Source organism: Azospirillum sp. B510, assembly GCF_000010725.1.
GTDB lineage: Bacteria > Pseudomonadota > Alphaproteobacteria > Azospirillales > Azospirillaceae > Azospirillum > Azospirillum lipoferum_B.
The window spans coordinates 572064-592456 of the sequence record NC_013858.1; the positions used below are offsets into that span (position 1 = coordinate 572064).

At 70.1% G+C, this 20393-nt stretch carries 12 protein-coding genes; 8 read left to right on the forward strand and 4 right to left on the reverse strand.

What is annotated here, in order from left to right; genetic code table 11:
- Positions 1 to 121: 121 nt before the first annotated feature.
- On the reverse strand, positions 122 to 2401 hold the full coding sequence (locus tag AZL_RS33705; RefSeq protein WP_052293809.1) for a tetratricopeptide repeat protein: 2280 nt from the start codon (positions 2399 to 2401) through the stop codon (positions 122 to 124).
- Positions 2402 to 2553: 152 nt separating this feature from the next.
- On the opposite strand from AZL_RS33705, the gene AZL_RS29835 reads away from it, so the two are divergent.
- The 3 genes from AZL_RS29835 (at position 2554) to mmsB (ending at position 6218) form a co-directional block, all read left to right on the forward strand.
- Positions 2554 to 4053, forward strand: a complete 1500-nt coding sequence (locus tag AZL_RS29835) for a CoA-acylating methylmalonate-semialdehyde dehydrogenase (RefSeq protein ID WP_012978108.1) — start codon at positions 2554 to 2556, stop codon at positions 4051 to 4053.
- Between the two features lie 57 nt (positions 4054 to 4110).
- Complete coding sequence (locus AZL_RS29840) at positions 4111 to 5256, forward strand: isobutyryl-CoA dehydrogenase (protein WP_012978109.1); 1146 nt, start codon at positions 4111 to 4113, stop codon at positions 5254 to 5256.
- Positions 5257 to 5336: 80 nt separating this feature from the next.
- Positions 5337 to 6218: a 3-hydroxyisobutyrate dehydrogenase gene (gene mmsB, locus AZL_RS29845; protein ID WP_012978110.1), complete on the forward strand. Its 882-nt coding sequence runs from the start codon at positions 5337 to 5339 to the stop codon at positions 6216 to 6218.
- 1 nt (position 6219) lies between these two features.
- Here the strand turns inward: mmsB and AZL_RS29850 are convergent, their stop codons facing one another.
- Positions 6220 to 7125: a LysR family transcriptional regulator gene (locus AZL_RS29850; protein WP_012978111.1), complete on the reverse strand. Its 906-nt coding sequence runs from the start codon at positions 7123 to 7125 to the stop codon at positions 6220 to 6222.
- Between the two features lie 374 nt (positions 7126 to 7499).
- Between AZL_RS29850 and AZL_RS29855 the strand changes: the two genes are divergently transcribed.
- Positions 7500 to 7817, forward strand: coding sequence for a hypothetical protein (locus tag AZL_RS29855; protein WP_148219732.1), 318 nt, complete (start codon positions 7500 to 7502; stop codon positions 7815 to 7817).
- Positions 7818 to 7860: 43 nt separating this feature from the next.
- Here AZL_RS29855 and AZL_RS29860 read toward each other — a convergent pair whose 3' ends face one another.
- Entirely contained in the window at positions 7861 to 8649 is a 789-nt protein-coding gene (locus AZL_RS29860; protein WP_148219733.1) for a DUF3102 domain-containing protein, read from the reverse strand.
- Positions 8650 to 8651: 2 nt separating this feature from the next.
- Positions 8652 to 9275, reverse strand: a complete 624-nt coding sequence (locus AZL_RS29865) for a ParA family protein (protein WP_042446232.1) — start codon at positions 9273 to 9275, stop codon at positions 8652 to 8654.
- A gap of 515 nt (positions 9276 to 9790) precedes the next feature.
- Here AZL_RS29865 and AZL_RS33710 point away from each other — a divergent pair.
- The 4 genes from AZL_RS33710 to AZL_RS29885 all read left to right on the forward strand — a co-directional run bounded on the left by AZL_RS33710 (position 9791) and on the right by AZL_RS29885 (position 20392).
- Positions 9791 to 15022, forward strand: coding sequence for a filamentous hemagglutinin N-terminal domain-containing protein (locus AZL_RS33710; protein WP_247894518.1), 5232 nt, complete (start codon positions 9791 to 9793; stop codon positions 15020 to 15022).
- A 135-nt stretch (positions 15023 to 15157) separates the two neighbouring features.
- A complete protein-coding gene (hmgA, locus tag AZL_RS29875; RefSeq protein ID WP_086935498.1) occupies positions 15158 to 16462 on the forward strand; it encodes a homogentisate 1,2-dioxygenase in 1305 nt (434 codons plus the stop codon).
- 113 nt (positions 16463 to 16575) lie between these two features.
- Positions 16576 to 17160: a class I SAM-dependent methyltransferase gene (locus tag AZL_RS29880; RefSeq protein WP_247894519.1), complete on the forward strand. Its 585-nt coding sequence runs from the start codon at positions 16576 to 16578 to the stop codon at positions 17158 to 17160.
- A gap of 88 nt (positions 17161 to 17248) precedes the next feature.
- Entirely contained in the window at positions 17249 to 20392 is a 3144-nt protein-coding gene (locus tag AZL_RS29885; RefSeq protein WP_012978118.1) for an ABC transporter transmembrane domain-containing protein, read from the forward strand.
- Position 20393: the final 1 nt, after the last annotated feature.

A 20393-nucleotide genomic window follows, 5' to 3' on the forward strand; every position in this document is an offset into this window, starting at 1 on the left:
CATTCCGCTTCGCCGTTCTTGCGGCAATCCTCCGCCCCGGACCGGGCGGCCCGGTGCTTGAGCGCGGGCGCACTATAAGCGGTGGTGCCCCAACTCACCACCCACCTTTGGGGACAGGTCCTCACGCCCCCCAGGCCACCTCGCGCCAGGACCGCCCCGGCCCGGCCACCTCGGGCAGGCCCGGCGGCGGACAGGGGCGGCCGGGTGGCAGGGCCAGCAGGTTCAGCGCGACCACCCCCGGAAAATCGTTATGGCCGTTGCCGGCATGATTGGCCGGATCGAACAGCGGAACGATGTGCCACCACAGCCGATAGCCGAGGCCGCGCACCAGGGCGATCAGCTCGTCCAGCCCCTCCTCCCGGTCATTCTCCAGATAGAGCGCCGGTCGGTGGCGGGCGATGGCGCCGGACGCCTCCCGCAGCGCCGCGATGGCGGACCCGCCCAGATCGGCCTTCAGCAGATCCAGCCGCTCCAGCGCCTCCAGCCCGCCGGACGCCGACCGGTGCGCCACGGCGTTGGCGATGCCGTTGGCGGCGAGATTGTGGAGCAGCAGCCCATGCGGCTCCTCCCGCGGCTCGACGGCATGGAGCCACCCGCCGGGGCCGACGCGGCGCGCCAGCGGCACGCTGTGGGCGCCGATGCCCGCCCCGACCTCCGCCACCACGGCGCCCGGCTCCAGCAGCCCGGCGCAGAGCCGCAACGCCGCCTCCAGATACTCGCCATAGAGCGCCAGCGCGCGCGCGGCGGCGGAGCCGTCGGGGAGAAAGCGCATCGTCCCATGCCGGGTGACCGCCTCCGCCGGGGTGAGGCCGGGCGGTGCGGGCGCCGCGTCGCTGCCGGCGGCGCGCAGTTCCAGCACCTTCGCCCCGATGTGCGGCGACAGCGGATCGGCGGGTGCCGGCGGGAAGGGCCGTCCCGCCGCCGGATGGACGCCGTCATGCACCAGCACGCCGCCGCGGATGCGCGGCCAGACCCACTCCGCCAGAAAGCGCTGGTCCTGCCAGCGGTCCGCCTCCCGGTTGGCGACGGCGTCGATGACCGGCCCCAGCGGCGGCAGCAGCCCGGCGGTGCCGCCCCACATCCCGGCCAGGATCGGGTCGGTGTGCAGCACATGGTCGCGCATGACGTGGAAAGGCAGGCCGGAGGCGACCCATTCGTCGACCGCCGCCTTCTCCCGCGCGCTCGGCCGGGAATCGCAGTCGCGGCAAAGGAAGCGGGCGACGGTCGGATCGTCGGCGGCCAGGAAGCGCCAATAGAGCCCGTGCGACGGCCCGCCGCCCGCCGGCATCGCCACCGTCTCCGCCCCCAGCCGGGCCAGCTCGGCGATCAGCGCCGGCGGCACCGACGCATCGTGATAGAAGCGGCAGCGCCAGCCCGGGAACAGCGCCGGCACCATGCGGGCATTGGCGACGGCGCCCTGGGTATAGACCTCGCGCGTGCCCCACAGGCTGAAGGCGACGATGTCGCGGGTCCGCGCCGCCGGCTCCCTCGGGGTGGCGGGCAGCGGCGGAGCCTCGCTCTCCGCCCGCTCCAGCTTCAGGGCCAGGGCTTCGGCCGACCACAGCGCCGCCTCGTCGGGGTCGCGCGGCTCCAGCGCCAGGGTGAGCGCGTCGCGAACTCCGACATGGCCGGGGTCGAGACGGGCGGCCCGGCGGAGCGGCGCCAGCGCCCGCTCCGTCCCGCCGGCCCTGCTCAGGGCGATGCCGAGATTGTAGAGCGCGGCCGCCGCCGCCGGATCGAGCGCCAGCCCCCGGCGATAGGCCGCCGCCGCCGAGCCGGCGCGTCCGCAATCGAGCAGCGCGGTGGCGAACTGCAGGCACGGCCCGGCATCCCCCGGCGCCAGCAGCGCCGCACGGCGGAAATCGGCCGCCGCCAGGGCCGGACGGGAGCGGCGCATATGCTCCACCCCGCGTTGCTGGCGCAGCAGGGCCAGCCGCTCCGTCCTGTCGTCCCATCCATCCCCCCGCCCGCCCGCCAGGGCGCGGCCATGCTCCAGCGCGGCGATGGCGCCATCCATGGCGCCGTCCCCATCCCCGCCGGATCCGGCATGATGTTCCGCCAGGGCCAGCAGGTCCCATCCCCCGATGTCGTCGGGAACCAGCGCCAGGGCCGGGCGCAGCGCGGCGGCGGCGGCGGCCCAGGCGCCGGCGGCCACCAGGGCCTTGCCGAGATCGATGCGGTAGGCGGCGACGGCTGGAGCCTCGGCGATCGCGCGGCGCAGCAGGTCCGGCGCCTCGCCCAGCCGGCCGGTCTGGCAGGCCAGCACGCCGGACAGATGCAGGGTCGCCGCGTTGCGCGGGTCGGCCGCCAGGATGCGGCCATAGATCGTGCCCGCCTCGGCCAGGCGGCCGGCGGCATGGTGATCGACCGCGATGGTCAGAGCCTCTTCGATCGTCGCCATCGCCGTTCCCCACCCCGTCAAGATCGGCGGCACTATAGCAAAGGACGGGCGCTTGCCGCATTCCCGCACAACCGTTGCGCAAAGTTTCGCGTCGCCGCGACGGGCCGCACGGGTCCACATGGTGACAAACAATTCCGTGGGAGGACAATAGGATGACCACCGAACTTCAGCACCTGATCGGCGGCAGGCTGGTTTCCGGCACGTCCGGCCGGTTCGCCGACATCTACTCCCCGATGACCGGCGAGGTGCGCGCCCGCGTGCCGCTGGCGAGCGTCGAGGAGATGCGCACCGCGGTGGAGAACGCCAAGGAGGCGCAGCGCGGCTGGGCGGCGATGAACCCGCAACGCCGCGCCCGCGTGCTGATGCGCTTCCTCGATCTGGTCCAGCGCGATTATGACGAGCTGGCGCTGCTGCTGTCGCTGGAGCATGGCAAGACCATCGTCGACGCCAAGGGCGACATCCAGCGCGGTCTGGAGGTGGTCGAATTCGCCTGCGGCATCCCGCATCTGCTGAAGGGCGAGTTCACCGACGGTGCCGGCCCCGGCATCGACATCTATTCGATGCGCCAGCCGCTGGGCGTCGTCGCCGGCATCACGCCGTTCAACTTCCCGGCCATGATCCCGATGTGGAAGTTCGCCCCGGCCATCGCCTGCGGCAACGCCTTCATCCTCAAGCCGTCGGAACGCACGCCGGGCGTCCCGGTCAAGCTGGCCGAGCTGATGCTGGAGGCCGGCCTGCCGGCGGGCGTGCTGAACGTCGTCCATGGCGACAAGGTGGCGGTGGACGCCATCCTCGACGACCGCGACATCAAGGCGGTGGGCTTCGTCGGCTCCACCCCGATCGCCGAATACATCTACAACCGCGGCTGTGCGGCGGGTAAGCGCGTGCAATGCTTCGGCGGCGCCAAGAACCATGCGCTGGTGATGCCGGACGCCGACCTCGACCAGGCGACCGACGCGCTGATCGGCGCCGGCTATGGCGCCGCGGGCGAGCGCTGCATGGCGATCTCGGTGGTCGTGCCGGTGGGGAGGAAGACCGCCGACGCCTTGATGGAGCGGCTGATTCCGCGCGTCGAGGGCCTGAAGGTCGGCCCCTCCACCGACAGCAGCGCCGATTTCGGCCCGCTGGTGACCGCCGAGCATCTGGAGCGGGTGAAGTCCTACGTCGATCTCGGCGTCAAGGAGGGGGCAAAGCTGGCGGTCGACGGCCGCGAGTTCAGGATGCAGGGCTACGAGAACGGCTTCTACATGGGCGGCTGCCTGTTCGACGAGGTGAAGCCGGACATGCGCATCTACAAGGAGGAGATCTTCGGCCCGGTCCTCTCCATCGTCCGCGCCGAGTCCTATGAGGAGGCGTTGTCGCTGCCGAACGATCACGAATATGGCAACGGCGTCGCCATCTTCACCCGCGACGGCGACGCCGCCCGCGACTTCGCATCCCGTGTCGATGTCGGCATGGTCGGCATCAACGTGCCGATCCCGGTTCCGCTCGCCTATTACACCTTCGGCGGCTGGAAGCGTTCGGGCTTCGGCGACCTGAACCAGCACGGCCCGGATTCGGTGCGTTTCTACACCAAGACCAAGACCGTCACCTCGCGCTGGCCCTCGGGCGTCAAGGAGGGCGCCAGCTTCGTCATCCCGACCATGGAGTGATGGACGTAACATTCCCCTTCCCGCCTCCGGCGGGAAGGGGGTTGCACGAGGTGACGCATGTCCTTTGAACTGACCGAAGACCAGGTCGCCATCCGCGACATGGCGCTGTCCTTCGCCCGCGACGAGCTGGCGCCGAACGCCGTGGACTGGGACCAGAAGAAGCATTTCCCCATCGACACGCTGCGCGCCGCCGGCGCGCTCGGCATGGGCGGCATCTATGTGTCGGAGGACCAAGGCGGCTCGGCCTTGAGCCGTCTCGACGCCGTGGTGATCTTCGAGGCGCTGAGCCAGGGCTGCCCGACCATCGCCTCCTACATCTCCATCCACAACATGGTGGCGGGGATGGTGGACAGGTTCGGCGATGACGCGCAGAAGGCCCATTGGCTGCCCAGGCTCTGCACCATGGACTGGCTCGCGAGCTATTGCCTGACCGAGGCCAATGCCGGTTCCGACGCCGCCGCGCTGCGGACCAGGGCGGTGCGCGACGGCGACGGCTACATCCTGAACGGCGCCAAGCAGTTCATTTCCGGCGCCGGCAGCTCCGACCTCTACCTCGTCATGGCCCGCACCGGCGAGGACGGCCCCGGCGGCATCAGCGCCTTCCTGGTGCCGAAGGACACCGCCGGCCTCTCCTTCGGCTCCAACGAGCACAAGATGGGCTGGAACGCACAGCCGACCCGCGCCGTCATCCTGGAGGACGCCCGCGTCCCCGCCACCGCCCGGCTGGGACAGGAAGGGATGGGCTTCAAGTTCGCCATGGCGGGGCTGGACGGCGGCCGCATCAACATCGCCGCCTGCTCGATCGGCGGCGCCCAGGCCGCACTCGACAAGGCGCTGACCTACATGAGCGAGCGCAAGGCCTTCGGCCAGACCCTCGACCGTTTCCAGGCGCTGCAATTCCGCATCGCCGACATGGCGACCGAGCTGGAGGCGGCCCGCACCTTCGTCCACCGCGCCGCCTCGGCGCTGGACGCTGGCGCCAAGGACGCGACGCGGCTGTGCGCCATGGCGAAACGCTTCGCCACCGACACCGGCTTCGAGGTGGCGAACAACGCGCTCCAACTGTTCGGCGGCTACGGCTATCTGGCCGATTACGGCGTCGAGAAGATCGTGCGCGACCTGCGGGTCCACCAGATCCTGGAGGGCACCAACGAGATCATGCGCCTGATCGTCTCGCGCAGCGAGATCGGCCGTATGAGCTGACCAAAACGCCCCTTAGTCCCCTCTCCCCAGAGGGAGAGGGGAAGCCCCTCATAAAAACCAAACCAACGGGAGACGCGACGATGGCGGTGATCGGTTTCATCGGATTGGGCAACATGGGCGGCCCGATGGCCGCGAACCTCGTGAAGGCGGGGCATCAGGTGGTCGGCTACGACCTCGCGCCCGCCGCCATCGAGGCGGCCAGGGCGGCCGGCGTCGCCATCGGCGAAAGCCCCGCCGCCATCGCCGCGACGACGGAGGTGGTCATCACCATGCTGCCGGGCGGCAAGCATGTGCTGAGCGTCCATGGCGACATCGCGCCGGTGGCGAAGCCGGGCGCCCTGTTGATCGACTGCTCCACCATCGACGTGGAGTCCGCCCGCAAGGCCCACGCGCTGGCGGCGGAGCATGGCGCCGCCTCGCTCGACGCGCCGGTCTCGGGCGGCGTCGGCGGTGCGGCGGCCGGCACGCTGACCTTCATGGCCGGCGGCGGGACGGAAGCCTTCGCCCGCGCCCGCCCGATCCTGGAAGCGATGGGCAAGAAGATCGTCCATTGCGGCGGCGCCGGTGCCGGTCAGGCGGCGAAGATCTGCAACAACATGATCCTCGGCATCTCGATGATCGGCGTCTGCGAGGCGTTCGTGCTGGCGGAGAAGCTCGGCCTGTCGCATCAGGCGCTGTTCGACGTGTCGTCCACCTCGTCGGGCCAATGCTGGTCGCTGACCAGCTATTGCCCGGTCCCCGGTCCGGTTCCCGCCAGCCCGGCCAACCGCGATTACCAGCCGGGTTTCGCGGCGGCATTGATGCTGAAGGACCTGAAGCTGGCCCAGGAAGCGGCGCAGAGCGCCGGCGCCCCCACCCCGCTGGGCGCCGCCGCCGCCCAGCTCTACGCCCTGATGAACGCGCAAGGAGAGGGCGGCACCGACTTCTCCGGCATCATCCGCATGCTGCGCGGCGAAGGCTGACTCAACTGGCCGGCGGGGGCAGGAACAGCGCCTGCTCCCGCCGCACCAGATCGGCGATGTAGTCGGCGGTCATCGATATCCGCGCCAGCGACCGCAGATCCTCATGCACGATCAGCCAGAAGGACCGGGTGATCGTCACCTCCGCCGCCAGCACCGGCAGCAGATCCGGCTCGCCCTGGGCGATGAAGGCCGGCAGCATGCACAGGCCGGCGCCGGCCAGCGTCGCCTTCAACTGGGCGACGAGGCTGCTGCTCTTGATGCGCGGCGCCACCTCCCCGATGGTTTCGACATAGTCCAGCTCGGGGGCGAAGATCAGGTCGTCGATATAGCCGATGAAGGAATGCCCGCGCAGATCGGCGCGGCCGTGGATCGGCGGGCGCGCCTCCAGATAGGCCCTGGTACCGTACAGCCCCAGCCGGTAGTCGGTCAGTTTCCGCGCATAGAGCCGCCCCTCCTGCGGGCGCGACAGGCTGATGGCGATGTCGGCTTCGCGCTTGGACAGGCTGAAGACCCGCGGCATGGCGACCAGCTGCACCTCCAGCTCGGGATGACGCTCGCACAGGGCGCCGATGCGCGGCGCCAGGAAGCTGCTGCCGAAGCCGTCCGGCGCCCCGATGCGCACCGCGCCGGCAAGCGCCAGGTCGCCGTCCGCCACCATGCCCTGGGCCAGGAAGGCGGCGCTCTCCATCACCTCGGCGGTCTGCTTCAGCCGTTCCCCCTGCGGGGTCAGGGTGAAGCCGCTGGGTCGGCGTTCGAACAGGGTGACGCGCAGCGCATCCTCCAGCGCCGTGATCCGGCGGCTGACCGTGCTGTGGTCGGCGCGCAGCCGCTGGGCCGCCGTGGTCAGCGTGCCGGCACGGGCCACCGCCAGGAAGAAACGCAGGTCATTCCAGTTGAAATCGGCCATGTCGCCGGCGTCGCCGTCCAATCTTGCGGGTGAAACAGGGGGCGAACTGTCCCATCAACCCGCCCGCCTGACAAGGGCGCCGGCCCGCGAGGGCGACAACGCCGCAGCCCTGAAGAGGTACCGCTTATTCCAACGTCCGCCCCTATTGCGCGTGGACGAAGAGGCGGGCCGTTGCGTTTATCTGTCGGGGAATATGCGGCGGCGAAAGGGAACGGAGAATGCCGGGCGAACACAGGACGGGACTCGGGATCGGAGCGGTGAGGACGGCCCTGCCCCTCCTCTTGGTCCTCCTCTGGCCCCTCCCCGCGCCCGCGGCGGCGGAGCCGCCGCCGAAAACCGGCGCCTTCGACTGCTGGCTTCTGGATTCGGACCATTTGCGGCAGGCGGCCGACCGTGGCCTTTGCGGCGACGCCTTCGCCAGCGCGCCGGACGCCACCGCCCTGGCCGAGCCCCCGCCGCCACCGGCGGTGACGCCGCAGCGCAAGCCGCAGGCGCCGGACCGGCGCATCCGCGCCACCGGCGGAAGCCATGCCGTCGGCAGCTCGCCCGCCCGCGCAGCGCGCGGCGACGATGGCGACTTCCTCACCAACTTCCAACGCGACTTCCACGCGCTGACCAGCCTGCTCGGCGGCGGTTCGCCGTCCCGCCGCAGCACTGGCGGCACGGCGTCCTACCCATCGCACGATCGCTGAAAGCCAGCCACTGAAAGCCGGCGCCGAAACGGCTCCCAGCGCCTTAGCCGTTGCCGTCTTCCGGTCCGACATCCTCCGCCTCGACGTCGATGGTGACGCCGCCACGGCTCAAGCCACGGCCCAAGCCGCCCGTGCGGCCATCCCCGTCCTGCTCCGGGTCGATGCCATGGTCGCGCCGCAGCTCGTCGCGGATTTCCGCCATGCGGGCGCGCAGCCGGCTGTATTCCGCCAAGAGCTGACGGCGCCGGTCGGTCGGCGTCACATCCTTCGGCGGCCGCAGCGAGCGCTTGAAATCGATCAGTTGGCGGCGGGTCACGTCGGGGCGGATCAGCCCCTGGGCCTTGGCCCGCTCCAGCTCGTCCGGCGTCATGGTGACGATCTGGTAGGCGACGCTTTCCGCCCCCGGCAGCACCTCCAACGACAGCCGGCCGGTGTCCACCGCCTCCGCCACCGCGCGGAAGCGGAAGGCGGTCTCGACCGAGAAGGGCATGTCGCTCTCGATCATCGCCTCGAACTCGCCATGCGGCAGGATGTCCTTGGCCCGGTTGAGATAGCGGCCGATCGACAGGAACTCCTTGCGGCTGCGGTTCCAGTGATAGCGGATCTCCTGCGCGAATTCCTGCCGGGTGTGGCAGGGCACGATGGCGTCGCTGATGTCGGACGCCCGGCGGTCGGCCTTGGACGGCGCCACGGCCGAGCCGGCGCGCGCGGGGGTAGACGCAACGCTTGACGGGCTGGCCGGCTGGCTGGCGGCCTGACCGACGGGTTGGGCGGCGGGAGCAGCCTTGCCCTGCTCCGCCACCTTCTTCATGAAGGACTTGACGTTGACCATGTTCAGAGCCCCAGCTCGTGCCGGACGAAATACCAGGCGCCCAGGCATTCGTCGGCGCCGTTCACCGCACCGACATCGACGATGGAACAGCCGATATCGTCCACCCGGTGCATGTCCTCGATGTCCGGCACCTCGTGCGGCACCAGCCGGCCGACGCGGCCCAGCTCCAGCTTGGCCTCGCGCAGGCTGACCGACCGGCGCTTGACCCGGTTCAGCAGGAAGGCGGCGGGACGGCCATAATCGCGCAGGAACTCCATCCAGGGGATGACGCTCATCTTGTCGAACCGCCCGACCCCGGTCGGCACCAGCACCAGATCGGCGCGGCGCAGCAGGATCTTGGTCGCCTCCGGATACAGCTCCACCGACGGCGGCGTATCGACGAAGACCACGTCGTAGCGGGCAGGGTCGATTTGGTCCAGCGCCGCCTCGATGTCGTCCAGCGTTCCCTCGTAATGGTCGATGGCGGCCACGTCATGTGGACGGCGCAGCTCGTGCCACTGGCCCAGCGTGCGCTGCGGGTCGAAATCCAGCGTCGCCACCCGCATGCCATCCTTGGCCGCGGCCACGGCGGTGTTCTTGCAGCTCGTGGTCTTGCCGGTGCCACCCTTCGGCGCGCTGTACACCACCCAGCGCGCGGGTTTCGGCGCCGCGCTCTTTACCGGACTTCCGGCATTCCGGGCCGTTCGCCCACCCTCTGATTTACCGGCTGATTTGCCCGCGGATTTCCTTGTGGCGACGGCGGTCGGATCGGCCATCTGTTCCCCCTGCATCGCGTGCCAGTCGTCTTGATGGCCCTCTTATTAGCGGATCGGCCGGCGGCTCGAAAGGGCAAAGACGGCACCTGCGCCATGGAAATAGGGGTTTCCTGTACCGCTCCAAGCGTTACCGGTAACGCTTCCTCCGCCCTTCCGTTACCGGTAACGCTTCCGTGGCGACAGGCGACGCGCCCCGGATTGCCGCCGGATCGCCCCCCGGATTGCCCCCCGGATTGCCGATGCGAAACAATCCGTCACCATTTCAGGATTTCCGTACCCTCTCCGGATTGCTAAAATGCCATCCATTCCTTGTTTTTTACAGCGCATCACCTCCCCGCCGGATCGGACCGCCGGATCGGGAGGTGTCTGGGGGGATTGGACCGGCGATGAACGGATCGGGTGTGTTCGGCGGGGCGGCGGTCCGGTGGGACGGAGCGTCGCGTCGGTCGGCGCTGCGCCACAGCACGGCATTGGCCGGGGCGGCAAGGCTGGCGATCCTCACCGCCATGCTTGCGGCCCCCCTGCCCAGCCCGGCGCTGGCCAACCCCGCGGGCGGCGTGGTCACCGACGGCAGCGCCGCCATCCAATCCAGCGCTCCGGGCCGGCTCGACATCGTCCAATCGACATCCAAGGCGGTGATCGACTGGCGGCGCTTCGGCATCGCCGAGAGCGAACACACCAATTTCCAGCAGCCCGATGCCGGCTCCATCACGCTCAACCGCGTCACCGGCCCCGACCCGTCGGCGATCATGGGGCGGCTGACCGCCAACGGCCAGGTCTGGCTGGTCAACCCCAACGGCATCCTGTTCGGGCCGAACGCCCGCGTCGATGTCGGCGGGCTGGTCGCCACCACCCATGACATCCGCAACGACGACTTCATGGCCGGCCGCTACAGCTTCGAAGGCCGCCCCGGCTCCACCGCGACGGTGGAGAATGAGGGCGCCATCACCGTGGCGCAGGCCGGGCTGGCGGCCCTGGTCGCCCCCGGCGTCGCCAACCGCGGCACCATCCAGGCCCGCATGGGCGAGGTGACGCTGGCATCCGGCCGGCGCTTCGTCGTCGACCTGTTCGGCGACCAGAAGATCAACATCGCGGTGGACGCCAAGACCGACGCGCGGCCGGTCGGCGCCGACGGCAAGCCGGTCGATGCCCTGGTCAGCAACAGCGGCCGGATCTTCGCCGACGGCGGCCGGGTTCAGATGACGGCAAGCGCCGCCAAGGGGCTGGTCGACCGCGTCGTCAACATGTCCGGCACGATCCAGGCCCGCCGGGTGGAACAGCAGGGCGGCGACATCGTCCTGCTGGGCGACGGCGGCGATGTCGAGATTTCCGGCAGCCTGGACGCCACCGGAACCCTCACCGGAAGCGGCGCCGGCCAGACCGGCGGCTCGGTGACGGTGTCGGGCACCCGCACGGCGCTGACCGCCACCGCGCGCGTCGACGCCTCCGGCACCGCCGGGGGCGGGGAGGTGCTGATCGGCGGTGACGTGCGGGGCGGCACGGCATCGGCCGCCACGCTGGCCGGCTACGGCATCCGGCCGGCGCGCAAGCCGGTGCCGCCCTCCAGCGAAACACAGGTGGCGCAGGGGGCCGTCATCGCCGCCGACGCCACCCGGACCGGCAGGGGAGGGAAGGTCGTCGTCTGGGCCGACGGCGACACCCGCTTCGACGGCGCCATCTCCGCCCGCGCCATCTCCGACCGCGCCATCTCCGACCACGGCGGCTCGCCCGGCGCGGACGGCGCATCCGGCGGCGGCTTCGTCGAAACCTCGGGCAAGCTGACGCTGCGGGTGCGCGGCAGCGTGGACGCCGGGGCGGGGCAGGGCGGGGGTAAAGGCGGCTCCTGGCTGCTCGACCCGTCCAACATCACGGTGGCGGCGTCGGGCGGCACCATCACCGCCGACACCATCCAGGCCACGCTCAATGGCGGAACCAGCGTCAGGCTGGAAACCAGCAAGAGCGGCGGGGATGACGGCGACATCACCGTCAACCAGGCCATCCGGAAAACGGCGGGGGGCGATGCCTCGCTGACCCTGCTGGCCTATCGCAACATCTTCATCAACAATGACATCACCTCCAGTGCGGGGGCCCTGAACCTGACGCTGAATTCCGCCACCAACTCCGCCACCAACTCCAGCAGCAAGGGGATGGTCCAGGTGATCGGACGGAGCGAAAGCGGGCCCCTGTCCATCAACACCAACGGCGGCGCCCTCATCGTCGGCGGCGGTTCCGACCCGACGAAGGCCCCGGCGATCGGGCTTTACGGGGATTACTCGCCCGAAGCCAACCGGGTGGGCGTGGCGATCAACAATGCCATCGTCAGGACGGGGGCCGGCGCCATCACCATCAACGGGACGGGCGGAGAGAATAACGTCGAAGGCAACCACGGTATCACGCTGACCGACAGCCGCCTGGAAACGACGACCGGCTCCATCACCCTGAACGGGACAGGCGGACGGGGCCTGAATTACGGCGGCAACAACGGCGTGGTGATGTCCGACTCGGTGTTGCAGACCACCGGCGGCGCGGTCGCCATGACCGTGCAGGAAGGCAGCGGCGAAAGCCGCACCCAGAAGAACTATGCCCTCACCATGGACAGCCTCTCCGGCATCTCGGTGCTGGGCGACGGCGACATCACCATCCAGCCCACCCTCAATTCCAGCGGCGACATCGCGCTGAACGGCGTGACCCTGCGCAATGGAGCCGCCCCGCTCATCATCGAGTCCGGCGGCAATCTCCTGCTGGACGTCGGCGCCGGCACCGGGAGCAGCCCCGGCACCGGCGCCAGCCTGACCTCCCGCGGCGATGTGATGCTGAGGGCCGCCGCGGGGGTGTCCCTGACGCAAGCCCAAATCACGACCAGCGGGACGGCGGTGAAGCTGAACAGCAACGTCTTCCAGCAGGTCGGCAGCATCACCCTGTCCGACAGCACCATCTCGACCTCCGGCGGCGCCATCACGCTCGGCGGCGGCAACGATCCGACCCAGACGGCGGCCAAAGGCGATTTCAACTACCTGTCTGGCGTGAGACTCAACAACAGCACGCTCACCTCCTCCGGCGGCGCCATCTCCATTCGCGGCGAGGGCCCCGACTCGCCGAGCGGCGGCCTCAGCGTCGCGAGCGGCGTCACGATCGACGGAACCTCGACCCTCTCCTCCGGCAACGGAACGATCGCCATCATCGGCAAGTCGGCGTCCACGAACGGCAGCAATGCCGGCCTGATGCTCAGCTCCGGAACCAATGGCGGGCCGATCATCCGCTCCAGCTCCACCGCCGCAACCGCGATCACGATGACCGGCGACGCCAGCACGGCGAACGCGGAGAGCGCCTGGGGAGTCAGGATCCAGGGCACGGCGGAGGTCTCTTCGCCCGGCGGCATCACCATCACCGGCAAGGCCGGCACATCCTCCACCTCCGACGAGGTCGCCGGTATCGGCCTGGAAGCCTTCACCAGCGACAAAATCCGCATCACCGCGAGCGCCGGGCTGGTCACCCTGGACGGAACGGCTGGCACTGGCAAGCTCGCTACCGCGCTCTACACCAATGGCGACGTGGTGGTCAGTAGCACACCTCCGTCACCGCCACCGCCGCCACCGCCGCCACCACCTCCGCCGCCGCCACCACCTCCTCCACCTCCACCTCCACCTCCACCTCCACCTCCACCGCCACCGCCACCGCCGGTGGTGGTGCCGACGGATGTCCCGACCTCGCCGCCGCCACCGCCGCCACCACCTCCGCCGCCACCTCCGCCGCCACCTCCGCCGCCACCTCCGCCGCCACCTCCGCCGCCGCCGGTGGTGGTGCCGTCGACGGACGTCCCGACCATCCCCCCCGCGACGTCCTCCACGACATCGGCGACGACCGGGGCCGGCAGCGGGGCAGGCGACGGAACGAACACGACCGGCACCACGGCGGGCGGCCAACCCTCCGCGGCGAGCGGCGCGGCGCAGGTGCTGCAAAGGGTGGCGCAGATCGCGGCCACTCCGACAACCGCCACGGATACGGCGGTCACCAATACGACCACCGCCGCGACGGCCTCGACCAACACCGCCACCGGCCCGACCTCACCGCCGCCGCCACCGCCGCCACCAGCCCCGGCGACGGTCATGCTGCCGTCCGGCCGCTCCGTCAGCTTCACGGCGCAAGCGACGGAGGCCTACAGTTCCGGCGCGACCCTATGGCAGCCGGGTCCGCAGCTTCTCGCGGCTCCCCAGGTCCAGGCGGCGGCCAATTCGCTGATCCAGGCGGCCGGCGGCGGCGGCATGGTCCAGGCGGTGGCAACCCTTGCGACCGGCCCCCTCTCGCTGCCCGAACAGCGGGCGGCGCTGGCCATCGTTCCCGTTCCGACCCTGATCGGCGGGCTGACCGCCAGCAACGATCCGGTGGCCGTGCGCATCGGCGGCATCCTGCAAAACAGCGCGGAGGGCCGGCCCGGCGGCTACGCCCAGGTGCGCGCGACGGTGACCCAGGCCAACCTGCCGCCGGGGGTCGCCCGCACCTACCTCGCCATGGTGCAGCGGGTGGAGCGCGAACAGCGCACCCAGGCCTTCGCCGGCGCGATCCGCCAGCTGGTGGCCGATCCGGCGGCGGCGGACATGTTCGCCCGGCCCGACCCCTCGTCGGCGCCGCCCAGCCTGCAACAGGCGCGCGGCGGCCGTACCCGCGGCGGCACCATGACCCTGCGCGGCATCGTCGCCGACAGCGCCAATCTGGCCGAGGCGCGGGTCAACGGCCGCTGGGTCTTCATCGACGAGCAGGGCCAGTTCCGCACCAGCATCCCGGTGGAGCCGGGGGCGACCGAAGCCACCCTGACCATGACCGACGAGGCGGGCAGGACGACCGAGAAGCGCATCGCCATCGACACCGCGAGCGCCGCCCCCGATCAGGCCGCCCCGCCCAAGCCGCGCAAGATCGCCCTGATGATCGCGGTGGAGAGCTACCGCGACGGCGCCATCCCGGCGCTCGCCACCCCCGACGCCGACGTCAAGGCGGTGTCCGGCGCGCTGAACGCCCATCTCGGCTATGAGACGCGGATGCTGCGCAACCCGACCAAGGCGCAGATCGGCGAGGCGCTGCGCAAACTCGGCCGCGAGGTCGGCGAACAGGATCAGGTGATGGTCTATTACGCCGGCCACGGCTATGAGCTGGCGGAGACCGGCACCGGCTATTGGCTGCCGGCCGATGCCGAGACGACCAGCGCCCGCAACTGGGTGTCGAACAACGACATCGGCCGCTTCCTCAGCCGCATGCCGGCCAAGCATGTGATGGTGGTGTCGGACAGCTGCTATTCCGGCGCCTTCACCAAGGAACAGAAGGTCGACGCCAGCCGCCTCGCCAACGAGACGGACATCCGGCAACGACGCTCGGTCATGGCCCTGTCGTCCGGCGGCGACGAGCCGGTCGCCGACGGCGAGGTGAATTCGCCCTTCGCGGTGGCGCTGAAGAAACGGGTGCAGGCCCTGCCGAAGGACAGCAGCGGCTACAGCCTTTACCAGCAGGTCCGGCAGGACGTGACCAGCGAGGCGCCGCAGACCCCGCAATATGGCGTGATCCGCACCGCCGGCTATGACGAGGGCGGCGACTTCATCCTGGATCTGCCCGACCGCGCGATGAACTGAGGAGGGAAGGGGGCCACCGCGACCACTCCCCCATTTTCCCCTGGAATTTAGTTTCAATGGAAACTATATGAGCGGCGAATGGTTGCGCCCGGCGCCCCGGCCGGCCGCCTCGCACCGGATATGGGAGAAGACCGCATGACATCCCCCGCCTTCACCTACCAGTCCGGCTTCGGCAACGAGTTCGCGACGGAGGCGCTGCCAGGCGCCCTGCCGGTCGGCCGCAACTCGCCCCAGCGCCCGCCCTACGGCCTCTATGCCGAGCAGATCAGCGGCACCGCCTTCACGGCGCCCCGCGCGCACAACCGCCGCTCCTGGCTGTACCGCATCCGCCCGGCGGTGATTCATGAGCCGTTCCAGCCGATGGCGCCCGGCCGGCTGACCAGCCGTTTCGACGAGGTGCCGGCCCCGCCGACGCAGCTGCGCTGGAATCCGCCGCCGATGCCGGACGCCCCCACCGACTTCGTCGCCGGCCTCGTCACCATGGGCGGCAACGGCGGGCCGCAGGCGCAGACCGGCTGCGGCATCCATCTCTACGCCGCCAACCGGTCGATGGAAGGCCGCTTCTTCTATGACGCCGACGGCGAGCTGCTGATCGTGCCGCAGCAGGGACGCCTGCGCCTGTTCACCGAGCTTGGCGTGCTGGAGGTCGAACCGCAGGAGATCGCCCTCGTCCCGCGCGGCATCCGCTTCCGGGTCGAGCTGCCGGACGGCGCCGCGCGCGGCTATGTCTGCGAGAATTTCGGCGCGCCCTTCCGCCTGCCCGATCTCGGTCCCATCGGCTCCAACGGGCTGGCCAACCCCCGCGATTTCCTGACGCCGAACGCCTGGTACGAGGATGTCGAAGGCGCGTTCGAGCTGGTGGCGAAGTTCGACGGCGCCCTGTGGCGCGCCCGCATCGGCCATTCGCCGCTGGACGTGGTGGCCTGGCACGGCACGCACGCGCCCTGCAAATACGACCTGCGCCGCTTCAACACCATCGGTTCGATCAGCTTCGATCATCCCGACCCGTCGATCTTCCTGGTGCTGCACGCGCCCAGCGACACCCCCGGCGTCGACGCCATCGACTTCGTCATCTTCCCGCCGCGCTGGCTGGTGCAGGAGGACAGCTTCCGCCCGCCCTGGTTCCACCGCAACGTCGCCAGCGAATTCATGGGCCTGATCCACGGCGTCTATGACGCCAAGGAGGAGGGGTTCCTGCCCGGCGGCGCCAGCTTGCACAATTGCATGAGCGGCCACGGCCCCGATGCCGAGACCTTCGCCAGGGCGACCGCCGCCGACACCAGCCGGCCGCAGCGGGTCGCCGACACCATGGCCTTCATGGTCGAAACGCGCGCGGTGATCCGCCCGACACGGCACGCACTGGAAACCGCCGACCTTCAGCACGATTATTACCGATGCTGGCAGGGGCTGGCGAAACGCTTCGACCCGCAACGCCCGTAAGCCGGGCAGGGTCCACCCGCCGGCCCCGACCACGCGACGTTTTATCTCGACGGCATGCGCGCGGCCTCTCACACTGCGGCGTGCCGATCCTTGGAATCGCAGGGGAGGGGCCGATGGCGGCCGATGCTGGTGGTGGCGAACGCATGGCCGAACGCATGGCCGAACGCATGGCCGAACGAATGGCCGAGCGAATGGGCAAGGCGGAAGGCCGGTCCCTGCTCGACCGGATGATCGACCGGATGACGGTGCAGCGCGACGCGCTGGCCTGGGCGGAGCGCGCCGTCGCCGGCCGCAACGGCATGGTGCTGGAGGTGGGACTGGGCAAGGGCCGCACCTTCGACCATCTGCGCCACCTGTTCCCGCCGCGCGACATCCTGGTCTTCGACATGTGGGTCCGCGTGCCGCCGGAACTGACCCCGGACGAGGATAGGCTGTTCGTCGGCGACTTCCAGCAGACCATGCCGGCGGCGGCGGAGCGCTTCGGCCGCTGCGCCCGGCTGGCCCATGCCGATTTCGGCAGCACCGACCGCAACCATGACGCCGAACAGGCGGCGTGGCTGGCGCCGTTGATCGATGCGCTGATGTTGCCCGGCGGCGTCGTCCTGTCCGACCGGCCGTTGCGGCGTCCCAACTGGACCCCGCTCGATCTTCCGGCCGACGACCGCTGGCCTTACCATGCCTGGAGGGTGGAGGCCTGAGCGCGGGGCCGGCGCCGATGCCGGCATCCCGACAAGCGACCCGCCCAATCACTGCGGCCGCCGCCGGCCGCGACGCTGAAGGCCGTTGATGGACCGCAATCTGTTTCAGTTCATTTGGAAGTACAGCGGACGCCAGCAGATCCTGCTCGCCCTGCTGACGGTCGCCTCCTTTCCGGTGCTCTACGCCTCGCTGGAGCTGCCGAAGGTCATCATCAACCGGGCCTTGTCCGATCCCCAGCCGATCCGCCAGCTGCTGGGTGTCCCGATGGGGCCGGTGACCTATCTGCTGGTGCTGTGCTTCACCTTCCTGGCGCTGGTGCTCGCCAACGGCGCCTTCAAGATGCGGATCAACACCCTGAAGGGGGTGGTCGGCGAACGGCAGGTGCGGCGGCTGCGCTTCATGCTGCTCGACCGCATGCTGCGCTTCCCGCTGCCGCATTTCTCCAAGGTCAGCCAGGGGGAGCTGATCTCCACCGTCGCGGCGGAGACCGAGCCGCTGGCCGGCTTCATCGGCGACGCCTTCGCCCAGCCGCTCTACCAGGGCGGCACGATGGTGACCATCCTGCTGTTCCTGTTCATCCAGCAGCCGACCATCGGGCTGGTGTCGGTCGCCCTCATCCCGGTGCAGGCCTACATCATCCCGAAGCTCCAGCTGAAGGTAAAGCTGCTGGGCAAGGATCGGGTGCGCAAGGTCCGTCAACTCTCCGAACGTATCGGCGAAAGTGTGGAGAACATCCGCGAGGTCCGCGTCAACGGTACCGTGCGCTATGTCCTGGCGGACTTCTCCCAATATCTCGGCAGCATCTACTGGATCAGGCTGGAGATCTACAAGCGCAAGTATTTCGTCAAGTTCTTGAACAACTTCATCAACCAGATCACGCCCTTCTTCCTGTTCTCCATCGGCGGCTATCTGGTGCTCGACGGCGACATGACCATCGGCGCGCTGGTGGCGGCGCTGTCCGCCTTCAAGGATCTGACGGCGCCCTGGAAGGAGCTGCTCGACTATTACCAGAACATGATCGACGCCCAGATCAAGTACGAGCAGATCGCCGAGCAGTTCTCTCCCCCCTTCCTGTTCGACTGGACCCCGCCGTCGCCCGCCACGCCCGCCGACCTCAAGGCGCCTCTGCGGCTGGAGGCGGTGACCTGGGCCAACGAATATGGCGACCGCATGCTGCAACGCCTGTCGCTGGAGGTGGCGCCCGGCGCCCTGGTCGGCATCGCCGGCACCAACGCGCTGGCGCTGCGCCGTCTGGCCGAGGTGCTGGTGCGGCTGTCGCCGCCGACCTCCGGCCGCATCGCCATCGGCGACCGCCCGCTGGACGAGCTGCCGCTGGAGCTGCTCGGCCGCCGCATGGCCTATGCCGGGCCGGAGCCGCGCATGTTCACCGGCAGCATGATGCAGAACATGACCTACGGCCTGCGCCACCGCCCGCCGGCCGACGATCCGGAAACCATGTCCCCCGCCCGCCGGCGCGAGATCGTCGAGGCCGAGGCGTCCGGCAACTCGGCCGACAGCATGGACGGGATCTGGACCGATTTCGCCATGATCGGCGCCACCGACTGGACCAGCCTGCGCCCCTGGTTCATGCAATGCCTGGCCGCCACCGGCGGCGAGGCCGCCGTCTACCAGCGCGGCCTGCGCGAGGTGTTCGACCCCGACGATTATCCCTTCGTCGCCCAGCCGCTGCTGCGCGCCCGCCACTGGCTGCGCGACGCGATCAGCGAACGCGGCATGGACGCGCTGCTGGCCCGCTTCGAACGCGACCAGTTCAACCCCTATGCCAGCCTTGCCGAGAACATGCTGGCGGGCCTGCCCGACGGCAAGCGGCTGACCGTCGCCCGCATGGTCTGCAACCCCACCATCCGCGACCTGATGGAGACGCACGGGCTGTGGGACTCCGCCGTGCGCCTCGGCCGCCGCTTCGCCATGCGGGTGGTGGCGGTCTACCGCGACAGCGCCGACGGCGACGTCATGATCATGCGCTACCCGCACATCGACGACGCCCTGTTCGAGGAGCTGGTCGAGGCGGTGACGCGGCTGAAGCGCCGCTCCGAACGGCCGCAGCGCCGCCACCAGGAGGCGGATACGCTGCTGTTCGCCACCATGTTCCTGATGATCGTGCCCAAGCGCGACGGCATGGGCTTCGTGCCCCCGGCCGAGCGCGAGGCGATCATGGCGATCCGCCACCGCCTGCTCGACGACATGCCGCACGAGCTGCGCGACAAGGTCGCCGTCTTCCATCCCGACCTCTACCACCCGCGCCTGAACGTGATGGACAATCTGCTGTTCGGCCGCATCACCACCGAGGATCCGCGCGCCATCACCCAGCTCCGCGCCCTGGTCGACGAGGCGCTGGAACGCACCGACGCCCGCGCCTTCGTGCTGATCCTGGTGGCGCTGGGCGAGGTCGGCATCGGCGGCTCGCTGCTGCCGATCAGCGTGCGCCAGCGGGTCCAGCTGATCCGCGGGCTGATGAAGAAGCCCGACATCTTCGTCATCTACCAGGCGCTCAACAGCTACGACCCGGAGGAGCGGCTGCGCATCTTCCGCAGCATGAAGGAGCTGCTGCCGACCATGACGATGATCGTGCTGGAGGAGCGGATCACCGACGATCCGGCCTTCGACGCGCTCTACGACCTGGAGGACGGCCGGCTGGTCCGGCGCGGCCAGCACGGCGCCGACCATGACGAGGACACCATGCCCGGCGAGGCGGAGGGGATGGACGAGCCGGCGCTGCGCCTGCTGTCGCGCTCCCCGGTCTTCTCCGACCTGCCGGAAATGGTTCTGCGCCGCCTGCTGAGCGCGTCGGACTGGCGCACGGTGGCGGCCGGCGACTTCATCTACCGCAGCGGCGAGCAGTCGGATTACGTCTTCGTCCTGGCGGAGGGGGAGGGGGAGCAGGTGCGGCTGATGCCCGACGGCCAGCCGCCGCTGCACATCGCCTACATCAAGCCGCCGGAGGTGATCGGCGAACTGGAACTGCTGGCCGGCGTGCGGCGTTTCTCCAGCTTCCGGGCTCGCAGCGACGTGCGTCTGCTGCGGCTGGACGGAGCGACCATGATGCGCCAGCTCTCCTCGACGCCGGACCTGCCGATGCGGGTGATCCGGCAGATCGGCAAGCGCCTGACCAGCGAGGCGCCGTCCGGCGCGACGCCCGCGACCCAAATCCCTCTCCCGCCCCGGGAGAGGGAAGGGGCCCAAGCGGAGCTTGGGAAGGGTGAGGGGTGAG